At 67.9% G+C, this 17050-nt stretch carries 15 protein-coding genes; 6 read left to right on the top strand and 9 right to left on the bottom strand.

The annotated features are described in order from the left end of the window. Positions 1-3: 3 nt before the first annotated feature. The gene (locus tag AC6CHP_RS08170) at positions 4-1503 is read right to left on the bottom strand and encodes an aldehyde dehydrogenase family protein (RefSeq protein ID WP_498229074.1); all 1500 of its coding nucleotides are present in this window, start codon (positions 1501-1503) and stop codon (positions 4-6) included. Beyond that, entirely contained in the window at positions 1500-3683 is a 2184-nt protein-coding gene (gene betT / locus AC6CHP_RS08165) for a choline BCCT transporter BetT (RefSeq protein ID WP_498229072.1), read from the bottom strand. Before betT ends, AC6CHP_RS08170 begins: the two co-directional genes overlap by 4 nt. A 179-nt stretch (positions 3684-3862) precedes the next feature. Here betT and AC6CHP_RS08160 point away from each other — a divergent pair, with 179 nt between their 5' ends. Further along, positions 3863-4513 carry an MBL fold metallo-hydrolase gene (locus AC6CHP_RS08160; protein ID WP_498229070.1) on the top strand — a complete coding sequence of 217 codons (651 nt, stop codon included), beginning with the start codon at positions 3863-3865 and terminating at the stop codon, positions 4511-4513. A gap of 88 nt (positions 4514-4601) precedes the next feature. Here the strand turns inward: AC6CHP_RS08160 and AC6CHP_RS08155 are convergent, their stop codons facing one another. Continuing rightward, entirely contained in the window at positions 4602-6497 is a 1896-nt protein-coding gene (locus AC6CHP_RS08155) for a DEAD/DEAH box helicase (RefSeq protein WP_188731264.1), read from the bottom strand. Between the two features lie 327 nt (positions 6498-6824). Here AC6CHP_RS08155 and AC6CHP_RS08150 point away from each other — a divergent pair, with 327 nt between their 5' ends. After that, complete coding sequence (locus AC6CHP_RS08150; RefSeq protein ID WP_377192803.1) at positions 6825-7589, top strand: class I SAM-dependent methyltransferase; 765 nt, start codon at positions 6825-6827, stop codon at positions 7587-7589. 69 nt (positions 7590-7658) lie between these two features. Here AC6CHP_RS08150 and AC6CHP_RS08145 read toward each other — a convergent pair whose 3' ends face one another. Both AC6CHP_RS08145 and AC6CHP_RS08140 read right to left on the bottom strand, forming a co-directional pair. Continuing rightward, positions 7659-9047 carry an MFS transporter gene (locus tag AC6CHP_RS08145; protein ID WP_498229067.1) on the bottom strand — a complete coding sequence of 463 codons (1389 nt, stop codon included), beginning with the start codon at positions 9045-9047 and terminating at the stop codon, positions 7659-7661. A gap of 14 nt (positions 9048-9061) precedes the next feature. Next, positions 9062-10363 (bottom strand): MFS transporter, encoded by a 1302-nt coding sequence (locus AC6CHP_RS08140; RefSeq protein WP_498229065.1) that lies wholly within the window; start codon positions 10361-10363, stop codon positions 9062-9064. Positions 10364-10523: 160 nt separating this feature from the next. On the opposite strand from AC6CHP_RS08140, the gene AC6CHP_RS08135 reads away from it, so the two are divergent. Continuing rightward, on the top strand, positions 10524-10943 hold the full coding sequence (locus AC6CHP_RS08135) for a hypothetical protein (protein ID WP_498229063.1): 420 nt from the start codon (positions 10524-10526) through the stop codon (positions 10941-10943). A gap of 36 nt (positions 10944-10979) precedes the next feature. Further along, positions 10980-11903 carry a tRNA (guanosine(46)-N7)-methyltransferase TrmB gene (gene trmB / locus AC6CHP_RS08130; RefSeq protein ID WP_498229061.1) on the top strand — a complete coding sequence of 308 codons (924 nt, stop codon included), beginning with the start codon at positions 10980-10982 and terminating at the stop codon, positions 11901-11903. Positions 11904-11998: 95 nt separating this feature from the next. On the opposite strand, the gene AC6CHP_RS08125 is transcribed toward trmB, so the two are convergent. Both AC6CHP_RS08125 and AC6CHP_RS08120 read right to left on the bottom strand, forming a co-directional pair. Continuing rightward, positions 11999-12445 (bottom strand): hypothetical protein, encoded by a 447-nt coding sequence (locus AC6CHP_RS08125; RefSeq protein ID WP_188731251.1) that lies wholly within the window; start codon positions 12443-12445, stop codon positions 11999-12001. Positions 12446-12448: 3 nt separating this feature from the next. Further along, complete coding sequence (locus AC6CHP_RS08120; protein ID WP_377192815.1) at positions 12449-14032, bottom strand: fimbrial protein; 1584 nt, start codon at positions 14030-14032, stop codon at positions 12449-12451. Between the two features lie 239 nt (positions 14033-14271). Between AC6CHP_RS08120 and AC6CHP_RS08115 the strand changes: the two genes are divergently transcribed. Next, entirely contained in the window at positions 14272-15120 is an 849-nt protein-coding gene (locus AC6CHP_RS08115; RefSeq protein ID WP_188731247.1) for a DUF1206 domain-containing protein, read from the top strand. A gap of 19 nt (positions 15121-15139) precedes the next feature. Here the strand turns inward: AC6CHP_RS08115 and AC6CHP_RS08110 are convergent, their stop codons facing one another. Next, positions 15140-15799 carry a zf-HC2 domain-containing protein gene (locus AC6CHP_RS08110; protein WP_377192817.1) on the bottom strand — a complete coding sequence of 220 codons (660 nt, stop codon included), beginning with the start codon at positions 15797-15799 and terminating at the stop codon, positions 15140-15142. Further along, positions 15796-16296 carry a sigma-70 family RNA polymerase sigma factor gene (locus tag AC6CHP_RS08105; RefSeq protein ID WP_104186485.1) on the bottom strand — a complete coding sequence of 167 codons (501 nt, stop codon included), beginning with the start codon at positions 16294-16296 and terminating at the stop codon, positions 15796-15798. The genes AC6CHP_RS08110 and AC6CHP_RS08105 overlap by 4 nt, the downstream gene beginning before the upstream one ends. A gap of 179 nt (positions 16297-16475) precedes the next feature. Here AC6CHP_RS08105 and AC6CHP_RS08100 point away from each other — a divergent pair, with 179 nt between their 5' ends. Further along, a complete protein-coding gene (locus AC6CHP_RS08100) occupies positions 16476-17036 on the top strand; it encodes a COG4315 family predicted lipoprotein (RefSeq protein WP_498229058.1) in 561 nt (186 codons plus the stop codon). Positions 17037-17050 lie beyond the last annotated feature (14 nt).

Below are 17050 nucleotides of genomic sequence, written 5' to 3'. Positions count from 1 at the left end.
GCCTTAGTTCCTCCCTGCAGGTGCGGCGGCGTGGTCCGCGAACCAGCCGGTGACCTGCGGATCGATGTTCTGGTAGACGTGCTTGGCTTCCTGGTACTCGGCCAGGCCGGTGGGCCCCAGTTCGCGGCCGACGCCGGACTGGCCGAACCCGCCCCATTCCGCCTGCGGCAGGTAGGGGTGGAAATCGTTGATCCAGATGGTGCCGTGGCGCAGCGCCCGGGCCACCCGCTGGGACTTGCCGGCATCCTGGGACCAGACGGCACCGGCCAGGCCGTAGTGGGTGTCGTTGCCCAGTTTCACGGCTTCCGCCTCGGTGGTGAAGGTTTCCACGGTGACCACGGGGCCGAATGCCTCGTCCACCACCACGGACATGCCGCTCTTGACCCGGTCCAGGACGGTGGGCAGGTAGTAGAAGCCCTTCTCCAGCTCCCCTTCGCCCCAGGCGCCGCCGCAGCGCAGCCGGGCGCCCTCGGCGATGCCCTTCTCCACGTAGGCGGTGACCTTGTCGCGGTGGGCGGCGGAGATCAGCGGGCCGGTTTCGGCCTCCGGATCGAACGGGCCGCCCAGGCGGATCTGCTCCGCCCGGCGCACGAGCTCATCCACGAACTCCTCTGCGATGGTCTCATCCACGATCAGCCGGGCGCCGGCTGAGCAGACCTGGCCGGAATGGACGAACGCGGCGTTGAGGGCGTTGTCCAGGGCGGCGTCGAAATCGGCGTCCGCGAAGACGATGTTGGGGTTCTTGCCGCCCAGCTCCAGCGCCACTTTCTTGACCGACGCTGCCGCCGAGGCGGCGATGGCCTTGCCAGTTTCCAGGCCGCCGGTGAAGGACACCAGGTCCACCTCCGGATGGCCGGAAAGGACGGGGCCCACGGTCTTGCCGTCGCCCAGCACAAGGTTCGCGACGCCGTCGGGCAGTCCCAGCTCCGCGAGGACCTCCATCATCAGGATGGAGGTGTGCGGCGTCAGTTCGCTGGGCTTGAAGACGAAGCTGCAGCCCGCGGCGAGCGCGGGAGCGATCTTCCAGGCGGCCTGCAGCAGCGGGTAGTTCCATGGGGCGATCAGCGAGCACACGCCGACGGGCTCGTATTCGATCCGGCTCACCACCGTGGCGCTGCCGGCATCCACCACGCGGCCTGAATCCTGGCCGGCCAGCTTGCCGAAGTACTCAAAGCAGTTGGCGATGTCGTCCATGTCGATTTCGCTTTCCACCAGGCGCTTGCCTGTGTCCAGCGTCTCGGCGCGGGCAAACTCGTCCTTGCGCTCCCGCAGCCGGTTGGCGACGCTGATCAGGAAGGTGCCCCGCTCCAGCGCTGATTTCCCGGACCAGGCGCCGGAGTCGAAGGCTGCCCTCGCCGCCTCCACGGCACGGTCCGCATCCGCGGCGGTCCCCTCCGAGACAGACCCCACCAGTTCGCCGTCGGCCGGGCAATGGATGTCCCGGGTGCCGCCGTCGGACGCTGCGGTCCAGCTGCCGCCGATGTAAAGCGTTGCCGTGCTCATTTCGTTTCCTCCTGCATGTCGAAGTCGGATTCCCAATTGTCTTTTGCCACCTGGTCCTCAACCAGGACGGTATTTCCGGGCGCTGCACGGTTCAGGTGCAGGAATTCAAGGTGCTGTTCGTAGTGGTCCAGGACGTCCGTGATGACCTGTTCCTTGGTGTAGCCCATGAGGTCGTAGCCGTAGCTGCCCTCCTGGGAGAACACCTCCATGCGGTAGTAGTGGTCGTCCGGATCAGCCCTGCGCGTGGCATAGCTGGGCGTCTCGTACTGCACCGGGTAGATCTGGTATTTGAAGGCCCGTTCCTCACCCATGGGCAGCTGCAGGTCGATGCTGCGGATGCCGCAGGGTTCCACGGTGGTCACTGTCAGTGCCGTCTCCGCACCCTGTGCTTTGAGTTCGGCTTCAACTTCCTGCAGTGCCGGGACGGCCACCGTTTCAGCGAACCGGATGGTCTGCCTCCGCCCTGGGTAGCTCATGGCGCGGCTGAGCCGTTGCCGCCAGGTGCGTCCTCCGCGCAGGTCGCTGGAGCGGCCCGTGATGATGCCGGGCAGGCTGGCGCGGTAGCTGTCGTTGAGCGAATTCTCCACCCGGAGGGCCTTGTAGAGGCCCAGCATGATGAACACCAGCAGCAGGGACAGGGGAAGGCCCATGACGATCGTGGCATTCTGCAGCGTGGTGACCCCGCCGACCGTGAGCATGGCCAGGGTCAGCAGCCCGGTGGCCACAGCCCAGAACACGCGCATCCACTCTGGCCCGTCGGAATCCGCGTCCTTCAGGTGGGAGGTGAAGTTGGACATCACCAGGGCGCCGGAGTCCGCCGATGTCACATAGAACAGCAGCCCCGTGAATGTTGCTACGGCCGCTGTGAGGGGGACAGCCGGGTACTCAGCCAGGAGGCTATAGAACCCACGCTCCGGATGGCTCATGGCAGCGTCGCCGAAGGCCATGTTGCCGCCCATGACCAGCTCAAGGCTGGAGTTTCCGAAGATGGAGATCCACAGCACGATGAAGAGGAAGGGGACCGTCATGGTGCCCAGCACAAACTCCCGGATGGTGCGGCCGCGGGAGATGCGGGCCAGGAACAGGCCCACGAAGGGCGCCCACGCAATCCACCACGCCCAGAAGAACAGGGTCCACGCGTTCATCCACTCAGTGGGCTTGTCATAGGCAAACGTGTCCAGGGTCATGGCGGGGAAACGGCTCACCACGTCACCGATGTTCTGGACGATCCCGTCCAGCAGGAAGTTCGTCTTGCCGGTGGCGAGGATGAACAGCATCAGGGCCACGGCCAGGATCACGTTGAGTTCCGAGAGCCGCCGGATGCCCTTTTCCACGCCTGACACCACGGACACAGTGGCCATCACCACGGACAGGGCGATCAGGCCGATCTGCACGGCAAGGTTCTCCGGAATGCCGAACATGAAGTTGAGCCCGTAGTTGAGCTGCACGACGCCGATGCCCAGTGAGGTGGCGATGCCAAAGATGGTGCCGAGCAGCGCGGCGATATCCACCGCATGCCCCATCGGGCCTTCGATCTTCTTCCCGAAGATGGGGTACAGCGCCGACCTGATGCTCAGCGGCAGGTTGTGGCGGTAGGAGAAGTACCCCAGCGCCAGCCCCATCAGGGCATACAGGGCCCAGCCCGTGATGCCGTAGTGGAACAGCGTCCACACCAAAGCCTGCCGTGCGGCCTCGGCGGTTCCGCCCTCCCCTTGCGGGGGCGCCAGGTACTGGCTGACGGGCTCGGAAACGGAGAAGAACATCAGGTCGATGCCGATTCCGGCCGCGAACAGCATGGCCGCCCAGGTGAACATTCCGAACTGCGGTTTGGAATGGTCCGGGCCCAGCTTGGTCCTGCCCACCCGGGACACTGCCGCGAACAGGACAAAGACCACCACCGCAGTGACGATCAGGAAGTAGTACCAGCCCATGTTGGTGGACACCCAGCCCACCATGGATCCGATCACGGCTTCTGCGTTGTCTTTGGCAACAATGGCCCACACGGCGATGCCGAGCACCCCGAAAGCCGAGCCGAAGAACACGGCCTTGTTCACCCGGGTGGTGGCTTCGGGGCCGGCGTCGGCGGCCGGCGTGTTCTTCCCGGCGGGTGGTTGCTGCGACTTTGGATCAGCGTTTTTCGTTCCCGCGGTGGCCGCGGGTGGCGTTGCATTATGGCTCATCGTGTCCCATTCCAGTTTTGAGGCTGTGGTGCGGACGACGTCGGCTCATTGCCTTTCGGACACCGCCGAAAGACCCCAGCCCGCACCATGAGTGACTGTGGCTTGGTTTTCGACGCTACCAAGCCGTTTCCCGAAGGGCCGACTTTTATGAGTCCGGTCACTAGTCCAGACTGAAGCCCATGGACTCACTCATTCACGGCCTCCGTGACATCACCATCCGCCGGATTTCGGTCAGCGAGATGGACAACAACGTGTACCTGCTGACTGCCAAGGCCAGCGGCGAACAGGTGCTGATCGACGCCGCGGATGATGCGCCCGCCATCCGGCAGCTGCTGGCAGACGGTGCTGCGGACACGTCCGCGGCCCCGCGGCTGGGGCTGATCGCCACCACGCACCAGCACTGGGACCACGTCCGGGCGCTGAAGGAGCTCGCGGAGGCCACCGGGGCCCCCACCGCTGCAGGAACGGACGACGCCGGCGCGCTGCCGGTTGCGGTGGACCGGAACCTGGAGCAGGGGGATACGGTCGCCGTGGACGGGTTTTCGCTGACGGCGGTCCACCTGCGCGGTCACACGCCCGGCTCGATTGCCTTTGTTTACGAAGCCCCGGAAGGACCCGTGCACATCTTCTCCGGTGATTCGCTGTTCCCCGGGGGTGTGGGCAACACCCAGAAGGACCCGGAGCGGTTCAACCAGCTCCTCACCGACGTCACGGAGCGGCTGTTCGGGGCCTACTCGGATGACACCGTGGTGCACCCGGGCCATGGCAAGCCGACAACCCTGGGCGCCGAGCGGCCCCACCTTGAGGAGTGGCGCGCCCGCGGCTGGTAGCTGTTAAACGCATCGAGTGCTCCGTAGTTGTCCTTATGACGCGTCTAAAGGACAACTACGGAGCACTCGATGTGGGAACTAGTGGGGATTAGCGGCTGCGCCGTTCGTTGGACGCCGGGGCCGATGCGCGGCGGGGTCCGCTGCGGGCGGGACGGCCGGAGCCGCCGCCGTTGCCGGCGTAGGATCCGCCGGAGGTGCCACCGGTGTTGGAGGACCAGACGGCCTTGTTGCCGCCGCCGGCCGAAGCTGCACCGGCGGAGCGGGCGCCACCGGTCCGGGCACCTGCACCTGCTGCTGCACGCTGGCCCGTTGCCGGGCGGCCGCTGCGCTGGCCGCCGGAAGCAGCCGGACGGCCTGAGGAAGCCGGCCTTCCGGTGCCGCCACGCGGGGCGTCGCTGCGGGTGACGCGTGACTCTGCACGTCCGTCCGAACCGCGGCCGGCCGATGCACGGCCACCTGCCGCGGGGACGTCGTTGCGGTGCGTGGAGGCCGTGCCGCGTCCGCGGTTGTTGCGGCGTGCAGCTGCTGCTGCCACTGCGCGGTCCTCGTTCTGCTCAGACACCCGGTCGAAGGCAGCCCGGGCTTCGGTCCGGCCCTCGAAAGCGACGGCACGGCGCTCTGCGCGGGGAATGTCGGTGCGGGTGGGCTCAGCCGAAACCCGGCCGCGTCCACCGCGTCCGCCACGTCCACCTGCAGTGGGTGCGGCCTGGCGGCGGGCCCGCTTGCGCTCGGCGTTGGCACCGGTGGAGGTGCCGCCGCCCTGCTGTGCGGCCTTCTTGGCCAGCAGCGCTGCGCGGGTGCGCGGATCGATCTTCTCGGCCATTTCGCCCACCAGCTCTGCAACCAGCGGGGAGTTGGCGGTGACGCGCTCGAAGTTGACCTCCACGCCGGCGGCCTTCATCAGCTTCTTCACGTCGGTCTGCTGCTCCGGGAGCGTCAGCGTGACCACGGTGCCGTCGGAACCGGCGCGGGCGGTACGGCCCGAGCGGTGCAGGTACGCCTTGTGCTCGGTGGGCGGGTCAACGTGGATGACCAGTTCGACGTCGTCCACGTGCACGCCGCGGGCTGCGACGTCGGTGGCCACCAGGACGCGGACGTCACCGGAGGAGAACTCGGCCAGGTTGCGGTCGCGGGCGTTCTGCGACAGGTTGCCGTGCAGGTCGACGGCGGGGATGCCGGCGTCGGTCAGGGTCTTGGCGAGCTTGCGGGCGTGGTGCTTGGTCCGCATGAAAAGTACGCGGCGGCCTGCACCGGAGGCAAGCTCAACGATTAGCTGCTTCTTGACGGTCTGGTCGTTGACCACCAGCACGTGGTGCTCCATGGTGGTGACCGCGGCCTGCGGATCGTCCACGGAGTGGGTCAGCGGGTTGGACAGGTAGCGCTGGACGATCTTGTCCACGCCGTTGTCCAGGGTTGCGGAGAAGAGCAGGCGCTGGCCCTGGCTGGGGGTCATGTCCATGAGCTTCTTCACCACGGGCAGGAAGCCGAGGTCGGCCATGTGGTCCGCCTCGTCCAGGACCGTAATTTCCACGGCCTCAAGGGTGAGGACGCGCTGGCGGATCAGGTCCTCAAGGCGGCCGGGGCAGGCGATGACGATGTCGACGCCGGCACGCAGCGCCTTTTCCTGGCGCGCCTGGGAGATGCCGCCGTAGATCACGGTGGTGTTCAGGCCGGCGGCCTTGGCCAGCGGCTCGATGGTGGCGTTGATCTGGGTTGCCAGCTCACGGGTGGGTGCCAGGACCAGGCCCATGGGGCGTCCGGGCTTGCGGAAGTGCTTGGCTTCCCGCTCAGCGAGTCTTGCTACAAGCGGGATGGCGAAAGCGATGGTTTTACCGGATCCGGTCCGGCCGCGGCCCAGGACGTCACGCCCGGACAGCGTGTCCGGGAGGGTCTTGACCTGGATGGGGAACGGTTCAACGATTCCCTGTGCGGTGAGGGTGTCTGCAAGGGCCTTGGGTGTACCGAGGGCAGAAAAAGTAGTCATGTATTTATACGGTCTTTCAGGCGGTATCCAGGCGGATATCGGCCCCCGATGCCGGTTGGACCAGGGGTTCGCCGAAGAAAAGTCAGGTGATCAACCGGGCCGCTGCAAATTTTGGCAGTCAGCCGGGACCAAATGGAACGCGTTCATCGACGCAGGATGTGCCTCTCACATGAAAAAAGCCCAGTCCCTGGCTGGAGGTGTACCTCCGAACAGGAAAACCTGGGCATCACTGCACATCAAGTTCCACCAGTCTAGCATCCCGCCGCCGGCAGGTTTCCCCCGCCCCTCCCCGTTGCCTTGAATGGCACCGCGGGGCAGGCTTGGGGCATGAGCGAAAACGCGGCCCACCAGCATGACACGCAGCATCACCCGCACGACGGCGGCCCCGGCCTTTCCGGCGGCACGCTTGCCGGGGGCACGGCGATAGGCGGCGCAGCGGACGCCGCTGCCACCTGGGATGAGCGGTACCGGAGCAAACCCCAGATGTGGAGCGGCAAACCCAACCCGCAGCTGGTCCGGGAGGCCGGGGGCCTGCGGCCGGGAAAGGCGCTGGACCTGGGCTGCGGTGAGGGCGCGGATGCCATCTGGCTCGCCCAGCAGGGCTGGACCGTCACCGCCGTCGACGTTTCCGCGGTGGCGCTGGACCGGGCCCGCTCGCACGAGAAGGCGGCGTTGGCCCGGGAAGCCGTCCACGCCGCGGATGCCGCCATCGCGAGCCGGATCACCTGGCAGCAGGCGGACCTGGAGCAGTGGCAGCCCGGGGCGTCCTTCGACCTGGTGACAGCGCAGTTCCTGCACTCCCAGGAGCTCGCCTGGCAGGGCCCGCTGCGCACGGCTGCGTCAGCGGTCAAGCCCGGCGGAACGCTGCTGGTGGTGGGCCACCACCCGGACCGGCTGCCGCCGTGGGGCGGTGCCGGGCACCACCACCGGGAGATGTTCTACACCGGCGATGAACTGGTCCAGGAACTGGGACTGGAGGGACCGGAGTGGCAGCTGGAGGTCCAGACCAGCCGGGAACGGCCGGTGACGGGACCGGAGGGCCAGCACGCAACCATCGCCGACGTGGTGGTGCGCGCAACCCGGCTCCCCTGACCCCCGATGGAGTTTTTGTCCGGATATGCAGGGTTCCAGGCCTGACTCCCTGCATATCTGGACAAAATCTCAGGGGGTTTTGGCGGCGGTGACGCGGGGCGCCACGGCGGCCGCGGCTGCGGCGAGCACGGCGGCAAGGCCAAAGACCCCGGCGAAGGAACCCGCCGTCGTCGTAAAGGCCGCGAAGACGATGCCCGTGGTGGCCAGTGCCAGCGCCCCGCCCAGGGAATCCGCAATGGACATGGCGGAGCTGTTGAAGCCCTCGTTCTCCTTGGTGGACAGTGCCAGGGTCATCACGCTGAGCCGCGGATACAGCAGCCCCATGCCTCCGCCGGCGGAGATCCAGCCTGCGATGGCGACGGCGGCCGGCCAGTTGAGCGCTGCCGTTGCCAGGGCCAGGACCACCGCTCCGAGGACCATGAGCGCCCCGATGCCCACGGCGCGGCGGTGCGGCAGCCTGGCACCCAGCCTGCCCTGGACGGCTGACGCGCCTGCCCAGGACAGTGCCCCGGCGGTGAGGGTCAGGCCCGCGAAGGTGGGCGGGAAGGCGTACTGCTCGATCAGCAGGTAGGGCAGGTAGACCTCGGCGCCGAAGAACCCGGCCGAGGCGAGCCCGCGGGTAAGGATGACGCTGGGCAGTCCGCGCCGGGCAGTGAGGGTGCCACGGGGAACCAGTGGCCGGACTGCCAGCAGCGCCACGCCCACGGCCGCGACGGCGAGGGCGCCTGCAACTGCGGGAATGCCGGGAACGCGAACCCCGGCAGACAGGTTGAGCCCGAGCACCGCGGCGGCGGCCAGCGCCGCCCACGCCAGCCGGCCCACCGCCCACGGCGTGGAGGGCTGTGCGGCGGGTTTACTGTCCAGCCTTTTGAGGACAGGTGCGATCATCAGCAGCGCCGGGATGACCAGGCCCACCACGCCCAGGAACACCCAGTGCCAGCTGAAGACCTGCGCCACGATGCCGGCGGCGAACGGGCCCACGAGGGACGGGATCACCCACGCGGCGGAGAACGCCGCGAAGATCTTCGGATGCAGCGCGCCGGGATAGATGCGGGCCACCAGCACATACAGCGAGACGGTCAGGGCTCCCCCGCCGAGGCCCTGCACCAGGCGGCCTGCCACGAGCGCCGGCATCGATGCAGCGGTTCCCGCGATCAGCAGTCCCAGCACAAACAACGCGACGGAGGTGTAGAGCGGGGCCGTGGGTCCGCGCCGGTCGGACCAGTTTCCGGCCGCAACCATGCCGATCACCCCAGTTGCCAGCGGACCGGCGAAGGCGAGGGCGTAGAGTGCCGCGCCGTCGAGTTCGCGGCTGACGACGGGCATGATGGTGGTGACGGCAAGGGATTCGAACGCGGCCAGGAACACCAGGGCGCACGTCCCTACGGTCACCCAGAGGTACGGGCCGCCAAGGATTCCCGACGCCGGACGGGTTGCTGGAACCACGGAATCCTGCACCTTGTCCCGGCCCCTCAGCTGACGTACCGGTTGCGGCCGGCGCGGTACCCGAAAATCCCCGCCAGCAGGCCGACCACCAGGAACAGGACACCGGCAGCGGTGAAGGACCCGGTGGCCTGGTGCAGCTGGCCCACCATCAGTGTCCCGGTGGAGCCCAGCCCGTAGCCCACGCCCTGCATCATGCCGGACAGGTGCGCCGCGGTGTGCCCGTCGCGGGTCCGGAGCATGATCATGGTGAGGGCGACGGCGGTGAGGCTTCCCTGGCCAAGGCCCAGAAGCCCCGCCCACACCCAGACCAGGTCAAGGGGACCGAAAATGCTCAGGGCGAAGCCGCCGCCGGTCATCAGGGCCACCACGGTGTTGATGGCCCGTTGATCGTGGACCCTGGCTGCGAGCGCGGGCGCGAACAGCGAGCCGAGCATCTGCAGGACGATGCACATGGAGACGATCAGCCCGGCGGTGGCCCCGTCCACGCCCCGTTCCCGCAGGATCGGGGCCAGCCAGGCGAAGACGCTGAAGGACATCATGGCCTGCAGCACCATAAAGATGGTCACCTGCCAGGCCACTGCGGAGCGCCACACGTTGACGCCGTCCCTGACGGCCTGGTGCTGGATGCGGGGCTGGCGGAGTGCCACCGGAAGGAAGAGCAAAAGTACGACGGCGGCAGGCGCCGCCCAGAACCACAGCGCCAGGGTCCACTCCCCCGAGGCCGTGTACAGCGGGTAGGTGAAGCCCGCCCCGAGTGCTGCCGAGGCGCAGATGGCCGTGGTGTAGAGCCCTCCCATCAGGCCCAGCCGGTGCGGGAAGTCGCGCTTGACCAGGCCGGGCAGCAGGACGTTGCACAGGGCGATGGCGGCGCCGCATGCGGCTGTCCCGGCGAGCAGCGCGGGCAAGTGGCTGGGACCGGGCAGCTCAACCGGGCGCAGCAGCAGTCCGGCCGTGAGTACTGCCATGGCGCCGAGGAGCACGCGCTCAGCGCCGAACCGCCTGGCGAGGACCGGGGCAAGGGGCGCGAACACGCCCAGCAGGGTGACGGGTACCGTGGTCAGCACCACCACGGCCCAGCCGGGGAGTGCGGCCTGGGCCGTCACCTCAGGCAGGACCGCCGAAAAGCTGGAGAAGACTGTGCGCAGGTTCAGTCCGATCAGGACCAGGCACAGCCCCAGGTAGGCGAGCTGCCGGCGGCTCCCAACGTGGGTGGGCCCGGTTGCAGGCGACTCATCAACCTCGGCATCCACCAGGATGCCTGCCGGCTCGCTCGCCGCAGGTTCAACAGTCCGCTGCTTCCTTGCCCCGGCGTTCGTCGCTTCCCTCACCCGCCCATTCTTGCAGGACTTGTTTCCCCGGTTATCCACATACGGGCTGCGACATCTTCCGGCTCCTCCGCTGCCTCCGTACGTTGGAGCTGCAGTTGCGCGCCGGCAAACCAGCCGGTTGCGTCGTCAGCCATCAGCCACTAAGAGCACGAGGAGAGCAATGGGTGTTCCCCCACCAAATGAGCCCCCGGAGAAACGGACGGCGCAGCACGAGTCGCTTCGTAAAGCGGAAGCCCATGAAGCTTTCGAAGACCGCAACGTCCGCGGGGCAACAGCCAGCCTGATCTTGGCCATTCTTGCCTTGGCCAGCATGGTTATCACCGCCCCACTGGCCATGTTCGCGATGCTTGCCACCTATCCCTCAGAGGGGCCGTCGGAGATGCCCTGGGTGACCCCCTTGGTGTTCTTCAGCCTGCCGCTCCTTTTTGCTGTACCGTCCCTGGCTTTGGCGATACATGTCATCAATCGCTCACCTGAGTCATCGCCTGACCGGCCGTCGGCGGCTGCCGCCTTATGCATTGCCGGTTTAGTCGTGGCCCTTGCTTTGGGTCCTGCGCTTGACCTGCTGGGGAACCTGTAAGTGAAGCTCTGCTCCTGCGCCGCTATTCTGGAAGGGATGAGCGAATCCCCAGAAAACCCCCAGCAGCCGCATGTCCCGAGGCCCGTCACGCCCGGAACGCAGGCTTCCTTCGGCACGTATGGCGGGCGGCCGGTGAGCTTTGTCCGCCGCGGCACCCGCCTGCAGGGCCGGCGGCAGGCGGCATGGGAGGAGCACGCGGAGCGGTGGGCTGTGGACGTCCCGCGGCACGTTGCCAACACCTCCGTCCACCCGGAGTACACCTTCGACGCCGAAGCAGAGTTTGGGCGCACGGCCCCCCTCATTGTGGAGATCGGCTCCGGCCTGGGCGATGCCGTGTGCCATGCCGCCGAGCAGAACCCGGACACCGACTTCCTGGCGGTGGAGGTCTACACCCCGGGCCTGGCCAACACCATCATCAAGATCAACAGCCGCGGACTCAGCAACGTCCGGGTGGTTGAGGCCAATGCCCCGGAGGTTCTGGCCACCATGCTCCCGCCCGGATCGGTCAGTGAGCTCTGGGTCTTCTTCCCCGACCCGTGGCACAAGTCCCGGCACCACAAGCGCCGCCTCATCCAGCCCGAGTTCGCGGACCTTGCAGCGAGGGCGCTGAAGCCGGGCGGGTTGTGGCGGATTGCCACCGACTGGTCGAACTATGCCGTCCATGTCCGTGACGTCCTGGCGGACTCCAAGGATTTCGAAAACCTCCACACCGGCGAGCGCCGCGGGCCGGAAAGCCCCCTGACGCAGGTGTGGCAGTCCGGCGTCGAGTCCGTGGTGGGCGGAGCTCCGGTCAGGGAGGGCCGGGCTCCGGTCAGCACAGCGCACACGGGACCCAACGAGGGCATCGACGAAACGGGAGGCTGGGCACCCCGCTTCGAAGGAAGGATCCGGACCAGTTTCGAGGCGAAGGCCCATGAAGCCGGGCGGCTGATCTTCGACCTCTGCTACCGCCGGCGCTGACCAGCACCAGGGGCAGGCAGCAGGCAGCAGGCAGCAGGCAGGGGCAACGACCAGCCAGCAGCCAGCAGCCAGCAGCCAGCAGCCAGCAGCCAGGGTCAGGCGACACTGATGGCGGCCACAATCTCCTTCAACATGCCGAGCCTCGGTTCAATGGACGGGTCCGTAGAGGGCCAGATGACCACCACGCCGATGAACCGCCCGTTCTCCCAGACGCCCACTGTGGCTGCAACCTTCGCCGAACCCCCGGCATCGTTGTAGCCCACCACCACGGCGTAAGCAGCTTTCCCCGGAAGGTTCAGTTCGCCCTCGGCCAGGAGGGAGCCGCCCCGCTCTTCCCGGTAGAACTCGGACATCAGGTGCGCCCACCCGTTCGCCTGCGGGGCGCCCTGCACGGAGGCATCGTCCTTGATGACGGTCACCAGGACGTCGCCCAGGAGTCCGTACTGCTCGGTGTTGGGCCCGGCGGTGGAATCTTCCAGGACCTGGGTGTGCTCGGGAAATTCTGCGGTGAACCCCAGCGGGGATTCGATGTGCACTGACATGGGTCACAGCCTCTCGAGCTTGGTGTCGTTGGGCACCTTATAGTACGTGGACACGTTGGTGGTGGCCTGGTGTTCGGTCTTGACCTCCACCTCGCCCACCTTCACGTCAAGGCCCGCCTCATGGGAGGCGGTGACAACACTGTTGACCTGGACGGTGGCAGACCCGGCCTCGTAGAGCTTTGCCGCGTCCCGGGCCGCGCCGTAGTCATTGCCCAGGGCGACGTTCCGCAGATAGCTGTCGATGACGTCCCTGTTGTCCGGGGTGTAGTCGACGTTGATCTTCACGGTGCCCTGGCTGCCCACGCTGACGGAGGATTCCACCTTGGCCGCCTTGACGTCCGTTCCTGCAGTGACGCCCTGCGCTACCGTTCCGTCCATCGATACCGTCACCGAATCGATGTTGCTGTCCTTGTCCAGGCTGACCTGCAGCCCGCCCTTGCCGGAGGCTTCGAACACCCGGCCGTCCAGGTTGAGCTTGCCCTGCGCAGAAACCTCGCCGCCCGCCGTCGCGGTCCCGTCCGTCAGGTTCCGTTCGTAGGCCAGGTCCAGCGTCGCCGAGCCGGAAGCGGTGCCTGCCTCCCCTGTGGCCTCCAGGGACAGGGTGCCCTTGGCCTTGTCCGTCTGGCCGGTGGAGCCGTTGTCCCCGGCAGCCTCGTTGATGGTGTCCAGGATGTACCCCGGCGGGTTGCCGGCCACGTCCTTGATCTCGCCCACGCTGTCCGGCGGCAGGTCCCGGTACATCTGCTCCCGGGCCTCCATGGCCTCCTCCACGCTTCCGAACGTGTACTCGCGAGAAACCTCACCGCTGAGCGTGACTCCCGCAGCGCCGGTGGTGTCATTCACTCCCAGGCCCATGTTCCCGTACACCTTCATGGTGGCTGAGCCGTCAGCGTTCTCCACCACTTCCGTGCCCACTTCGGCGCCGCCGTGGACCCATGCGACCCGCGCCTCAATGGACGCCGTGCCGGTCTCGGAGTAGACGGGGATGTCCGCCTTGGCCAGCTCCTGGAGGTGCTCCCTGGCCTGCTCCTGCACGGAGGCAGGGATCCCGCCGTCCATGCGCATGAGGTCGCGGGCAAACGGGCCGTCGTCGTTGCCGCCCTCAATCAGGTACCGCTGGTCAGCCGCGGAGAGGCTGTCCCACCAGGCGGCCTGCTCTTCCGGGCCCGCCTCCAGCATGCGCTCCAGGTCCGACTGCAGCTCCCGGCGGTGTTCAGCGGCTGCTGCTGCGGCGGCTGCCTGTTCCGTCAGCCAGTCCCGGGCCTGGCCGGCCAGTGACGTGATCCGGTCCCAGGCGCTGTTTCCGCCGCTGCCGGCCGGGGACGATGACGATGATTTCTCCTGTTCATCAGCGTGCTGCAGCAGGATCCTGGAGTTCTCCCGCAGGCTGGACACCACCTTTTCCAGCCCTGGGCGGTGGTTCCCGCTCCACTCCTGCCGGAACCGGTCACCGTCGCTGCCCTTCCACGGCGCCGACTGGATCTGGCTGTGCAGTGAGCTTGCCTGGGTACTCAGCGATGACGCCGCCCTGTCGGCGGCCTTGGCCAGGGCCCGCAGCTGGCTGACGTCAGCGCCGTAAAAAGTCATGGTGTTCCCCCGGGAGAAGTTCGCGGTGCGTGTTCAATCGCTGGTCCATATCGTTGCACGGCTGCCACGGCCGGGCGATGGGGATCCCTCCCCATCGCCCCGTGTCACAGGCAACCGGGCAGTCGCCAGGCCGGGGCGCAGCCGCCGCGGCCAGGCCACAGGCGGCGGGCCACTGTCCCAGTACCGCCCGGGCGTGGCACGATTGCCCTAGTGTGCAGGGGCGCACACCGGAAGAGCATTTGCACAAAGGAACCGCCATCAAAAGAGAACTGAAGCAGGCCGCCGACGCGGCGGAGAACGTCACTAATTCGCGGACGCTGGAACTGCTGGCACGGGCCGGGTTCGCGGCCAGCGGGATCCTGCACCTGCTGGTGGGGGCAATCGCCATCCGGCTGGCGTTTGGCGGTACCGGGAACGCGGACTTCAGCGGCGCGGTGGCGGAGCTTGCCACACAGCCGGCCGGGCCGTTCCTTCTCTGGGCAAGTTTCGCAGCCTGCGCTGCACTGGCGCTCTGGCAGGTCAGCGACGCCATCTTCGACTACAACCACCTGCCCGCCAAGGAAAAGGCCGGCAAGAAGGCCAAGGCTGGCGCCCAGGCGCTGGTGTTCGCCGGGCTGGCCCTGACCCTGATGTCCTTCGCCACGGGAACGGGCTCCGGCGGGGACAACCAAGAGACCGCCAGCGACCTGACCGTCGCGGTCATGAAGGCCCCGGGCGGCGTGGCCCTGCTGGTCCTGGTCGGTATCGGCATCGCGGTGGCCGGGGTGGTGTACGGCATCCGGGGGCTGAAGAAATCGTTCGAAAAGCACCTGGCCATGCCCGCATCCCCCTCGGCGCGGACCGCTGTGACCGTCCTTGGCGTCACCGGGTACGTGGCCAAGGGAACGGTGCTGCTGCTGACGGGCCTGCTGATCGCCATCGCCACCGTGCAGGCGCACCCGGAGGACTCAACCGGGCTCGACGGCGGGCTGCGGGCCCTGCGCGACCAGCCCTTCGGCATCTACCTCCTGGCCGCGGTGGGTGCCGGGCTGATCTGTTACGGCGTGTTCATGATGGTGCGGGCCAAGCTGGCCAAAATGAACCGCTAAATCGGTACCGCCAGGAGAATCAGGGCACGGTCACCACTGCCACGGCGCGCTGGGTGCCGTCCCGCAGTTCCACGCTGGAGATGCTCCCCAGCTGGACGGGCGTGGCCCCCGTGATCCTGACCCTGCCGCTGGGGGTGGCGGTCCAGGCGCAGGCACGGTCCTCGCCGCCCGCCCGGTCCCGGACCCACAGGGACAGCGTCCCGTCCTGCGGCAGGCTGCTTCCGTTCACGGCCAGCTCGGTTCCCCAGGTCTTCCGGGCGAGGTCGATGCTGAACTGGAGGCCGCCGGCGGACTGCACCGAGTAGGTGGCGTCCGGCTGCGGCGGCCGGGCCAGGAGCGGACCCGCCGCCAGGCCCAGTGCCAGGCACGCCGCGGCGGCCGCGCCCGCCAGCGCCGTCCACCGCCGTCGTGATGTCCGACGGCGGCGGGCCACCTGACGCAGCAGCGGCGCGGGATCGGAGGGGGGAAGCGGGTCCGCCGCCCCCGGTGCCACCGTCAGTGCAACGGCGTCCGGTACCGGAAGGGCGTCCAGCATCATGGGAACCTTCTCCAGGCCGGCAAGTTCCTTCCGGCAGTGTCCGCACTCCTGCAGGTGCGCTTCAAAGGCCTGCAGATCCTCCGCGTCGAGTCCGCCCAGCAGGTAGGCGCCGAGCAGGTGGTGGGTTTCGGCGTTGTTCACCGTTCCACCCCCATCTCGTCCAGGATGGTCCGCAGCGCCCGCACGGCGTAGTAGGCGCGGGATTTGACGGTGCCGCTGGGGATGTTGAGCTGGACGGCGGCCTCGTTCACGGTGAACCTGCGGTAGTGCAGTGCCACCAGGACGTCCCGGTGTTCCTTGCTCAGCCGCAGCAGCGCCTCCTCGACCAGCACGCGGTTGAGCAGCTCGTCCACCCTTTCCGGAACAGCGGCCGGCTCTGTCAGGCCGCTTTCCAGGGTCTCCGCGGGACGGCGCCGGGCCCGGCGGTAGTTGTCAATCATGATGTTCCTGGCCGTCCGGTACAGGTAGCTGCGGAGGCTGCCCGTGATCTCGGGGGTGTGCTGCCAGACGCGGAGCACGGTTTCCTGCACCACGTCCTCGGCAAGCTGGGGGTCGTGGGAGGCGCTGAGCACGAAGCGGCGCAGGGCAGCGCCGTGGTCGCGGTAGATGGACGCCACCACGTCCTCATCGAGCGGCATGCCGTCCCTCCTGCCGGGCCCCTGCCCCACATTCCTGCTTACCACCGTAAAGACGCCGCCCGCGGCCGGAAGGTTCAACCGCCGGCGGCTGACTGTGTGAACCATTGTTCACCCCGGTACGTCGTAAGGGTTAGCGTCCGGCGGTCCGACGCCGGGCCCAGCCAGCAAGGAGCAACGCCATGAAACTCAACGTGGGCGCAGGACTCGCCGTCCTGGCCCTTTCCGCAGCACTGACTGCCTGCGGCGGCAGCACCGGAACGGCACCGGCAACCACCAGCCCGGCCGTCACGGAAGGTGCGCCTCCGGCCTCCGCAACCGCCCCCGCCGCGTCTGTCACCCCGCCGCCCGCAACGTCCGTCCCGCCGGCAAGTGCCGCCGTCGACCTTAAGACGGCTCCCTCAAGCGCCGGGGACATTGTGGTGGATGCCAACGGGATGAGCGTGTACTTCTTCACAAAGGACGTGAAGGACTCCGGAGCCAGTGCCTGCACGGACGCCTGCCTTGCAGCGTGGCCCCCGGTCACCACCGCAGTTGAGACGCCCCAGGTGGAAGGTGTCACGGGGACCGTGGGCACCATCACGACGCCGGACGGCGCGCAGCAGGTGACGCTGAACGGCCTGCCGCTGTACTACTTCGCCAAGGACACGAAGCCCGGCGACATCCTGGGCCAGGGCGTGAACGACGTCTGGTACCTGGCGGATCCGACCGGCGAGATGATCAGGATGGGTGCATCCGGCTAGCGGACCGGCCCTCC

Source organism: Pseudarthrobacter sp. GQ63, from assembly GCF_059758765.1.
Note: the sequence above shows the minus strand (reverse complement) of the source record. Positions and strands in the feature narration are given on the sequence as shown.

Excerpts from the sequence above, each read along its gene's own strand:
- AC6CHP_RS08170 (WP_498229074.1), bottom strand. The coding sequence starts at position 1,503 with ATGAGCACGGCAACGCTTTACATCGGCGGCAGCTGGACCGCAGCGTCC.
- betT (WP_498229072.1), bottom strand. The coding sequence starts at position 3,683 with ATGAGCCATAATGCAACGCCACCCGCGGCCACCGCGGGAACGAAAAAC.
- AC6CHP_RS08160 (WP_498229070.1), top strand. The coding sequence starts at position 3,863 with ATGGACTCACTCATTCACGGCCTCCGTGACATCACCATCCGCCGGATT.
- AC6CHP_RS08155 (WP_188731264.1), bottom strand. The coding sequence starts at position 6,497 with ATGACTACTTTTTCTGCCCTCGGTACACCCAAGGCCCTTGCAGACACC.
- AC6CHP_RS08150 (WP_377192803.1), top strand. The coding sequence starts at position 6,825 with ATGAGCGAAAACGCGGCCCACCAGCATGACACGCAGCATCACCCGCAC.
- AC6CHP_RS08135 (WP_498229063.1), top strand. The coding sequence starts at position 10,524 with ATGGGTGTTCCCCCACCAAATGAGCCCCCGGAGAAACGGACGGCGCAG.
- trmB (WP_498229061.1), top strand. The coding sequence starts at position 10,980 with ATGAGCGAATCCCCAGAAAACCCCCAGCAGCCGCATGTCCCGAGGCCC.
- AC6CHP_RS08125 (WP_188731251.1), bottom strand. The coding sequence starts at position 12,445 with ATGTCAGTGCACATCGAATCCCCGCTGGGGTTCACCGCAGAATTTCCC.
- AC6CHP_RS08120 (WP_377192815.1), bottom strand. The coding sequence starts at position 14,032 with ATGACTTTTTACGGCGCTGACGTCAGCCAGCTGCGGGCCCTGGCCAAG.
- AC6CHP_RS08105 (WP_104186485.1), bottom strand. The coding sequence starts at position 16,296 with ATGCCGCTCGATGAGGACGTGGTGGCGTCCATCTACCGCGACCACGGC.
- AC6CHP_RS08100 (WP_498229058.1), top strand. The coding sequence starts at position 16,476 with ATGAAACTCAACGTGGGCGCAGGACTCGCCGTCCTGGCCCTTTCCGCA.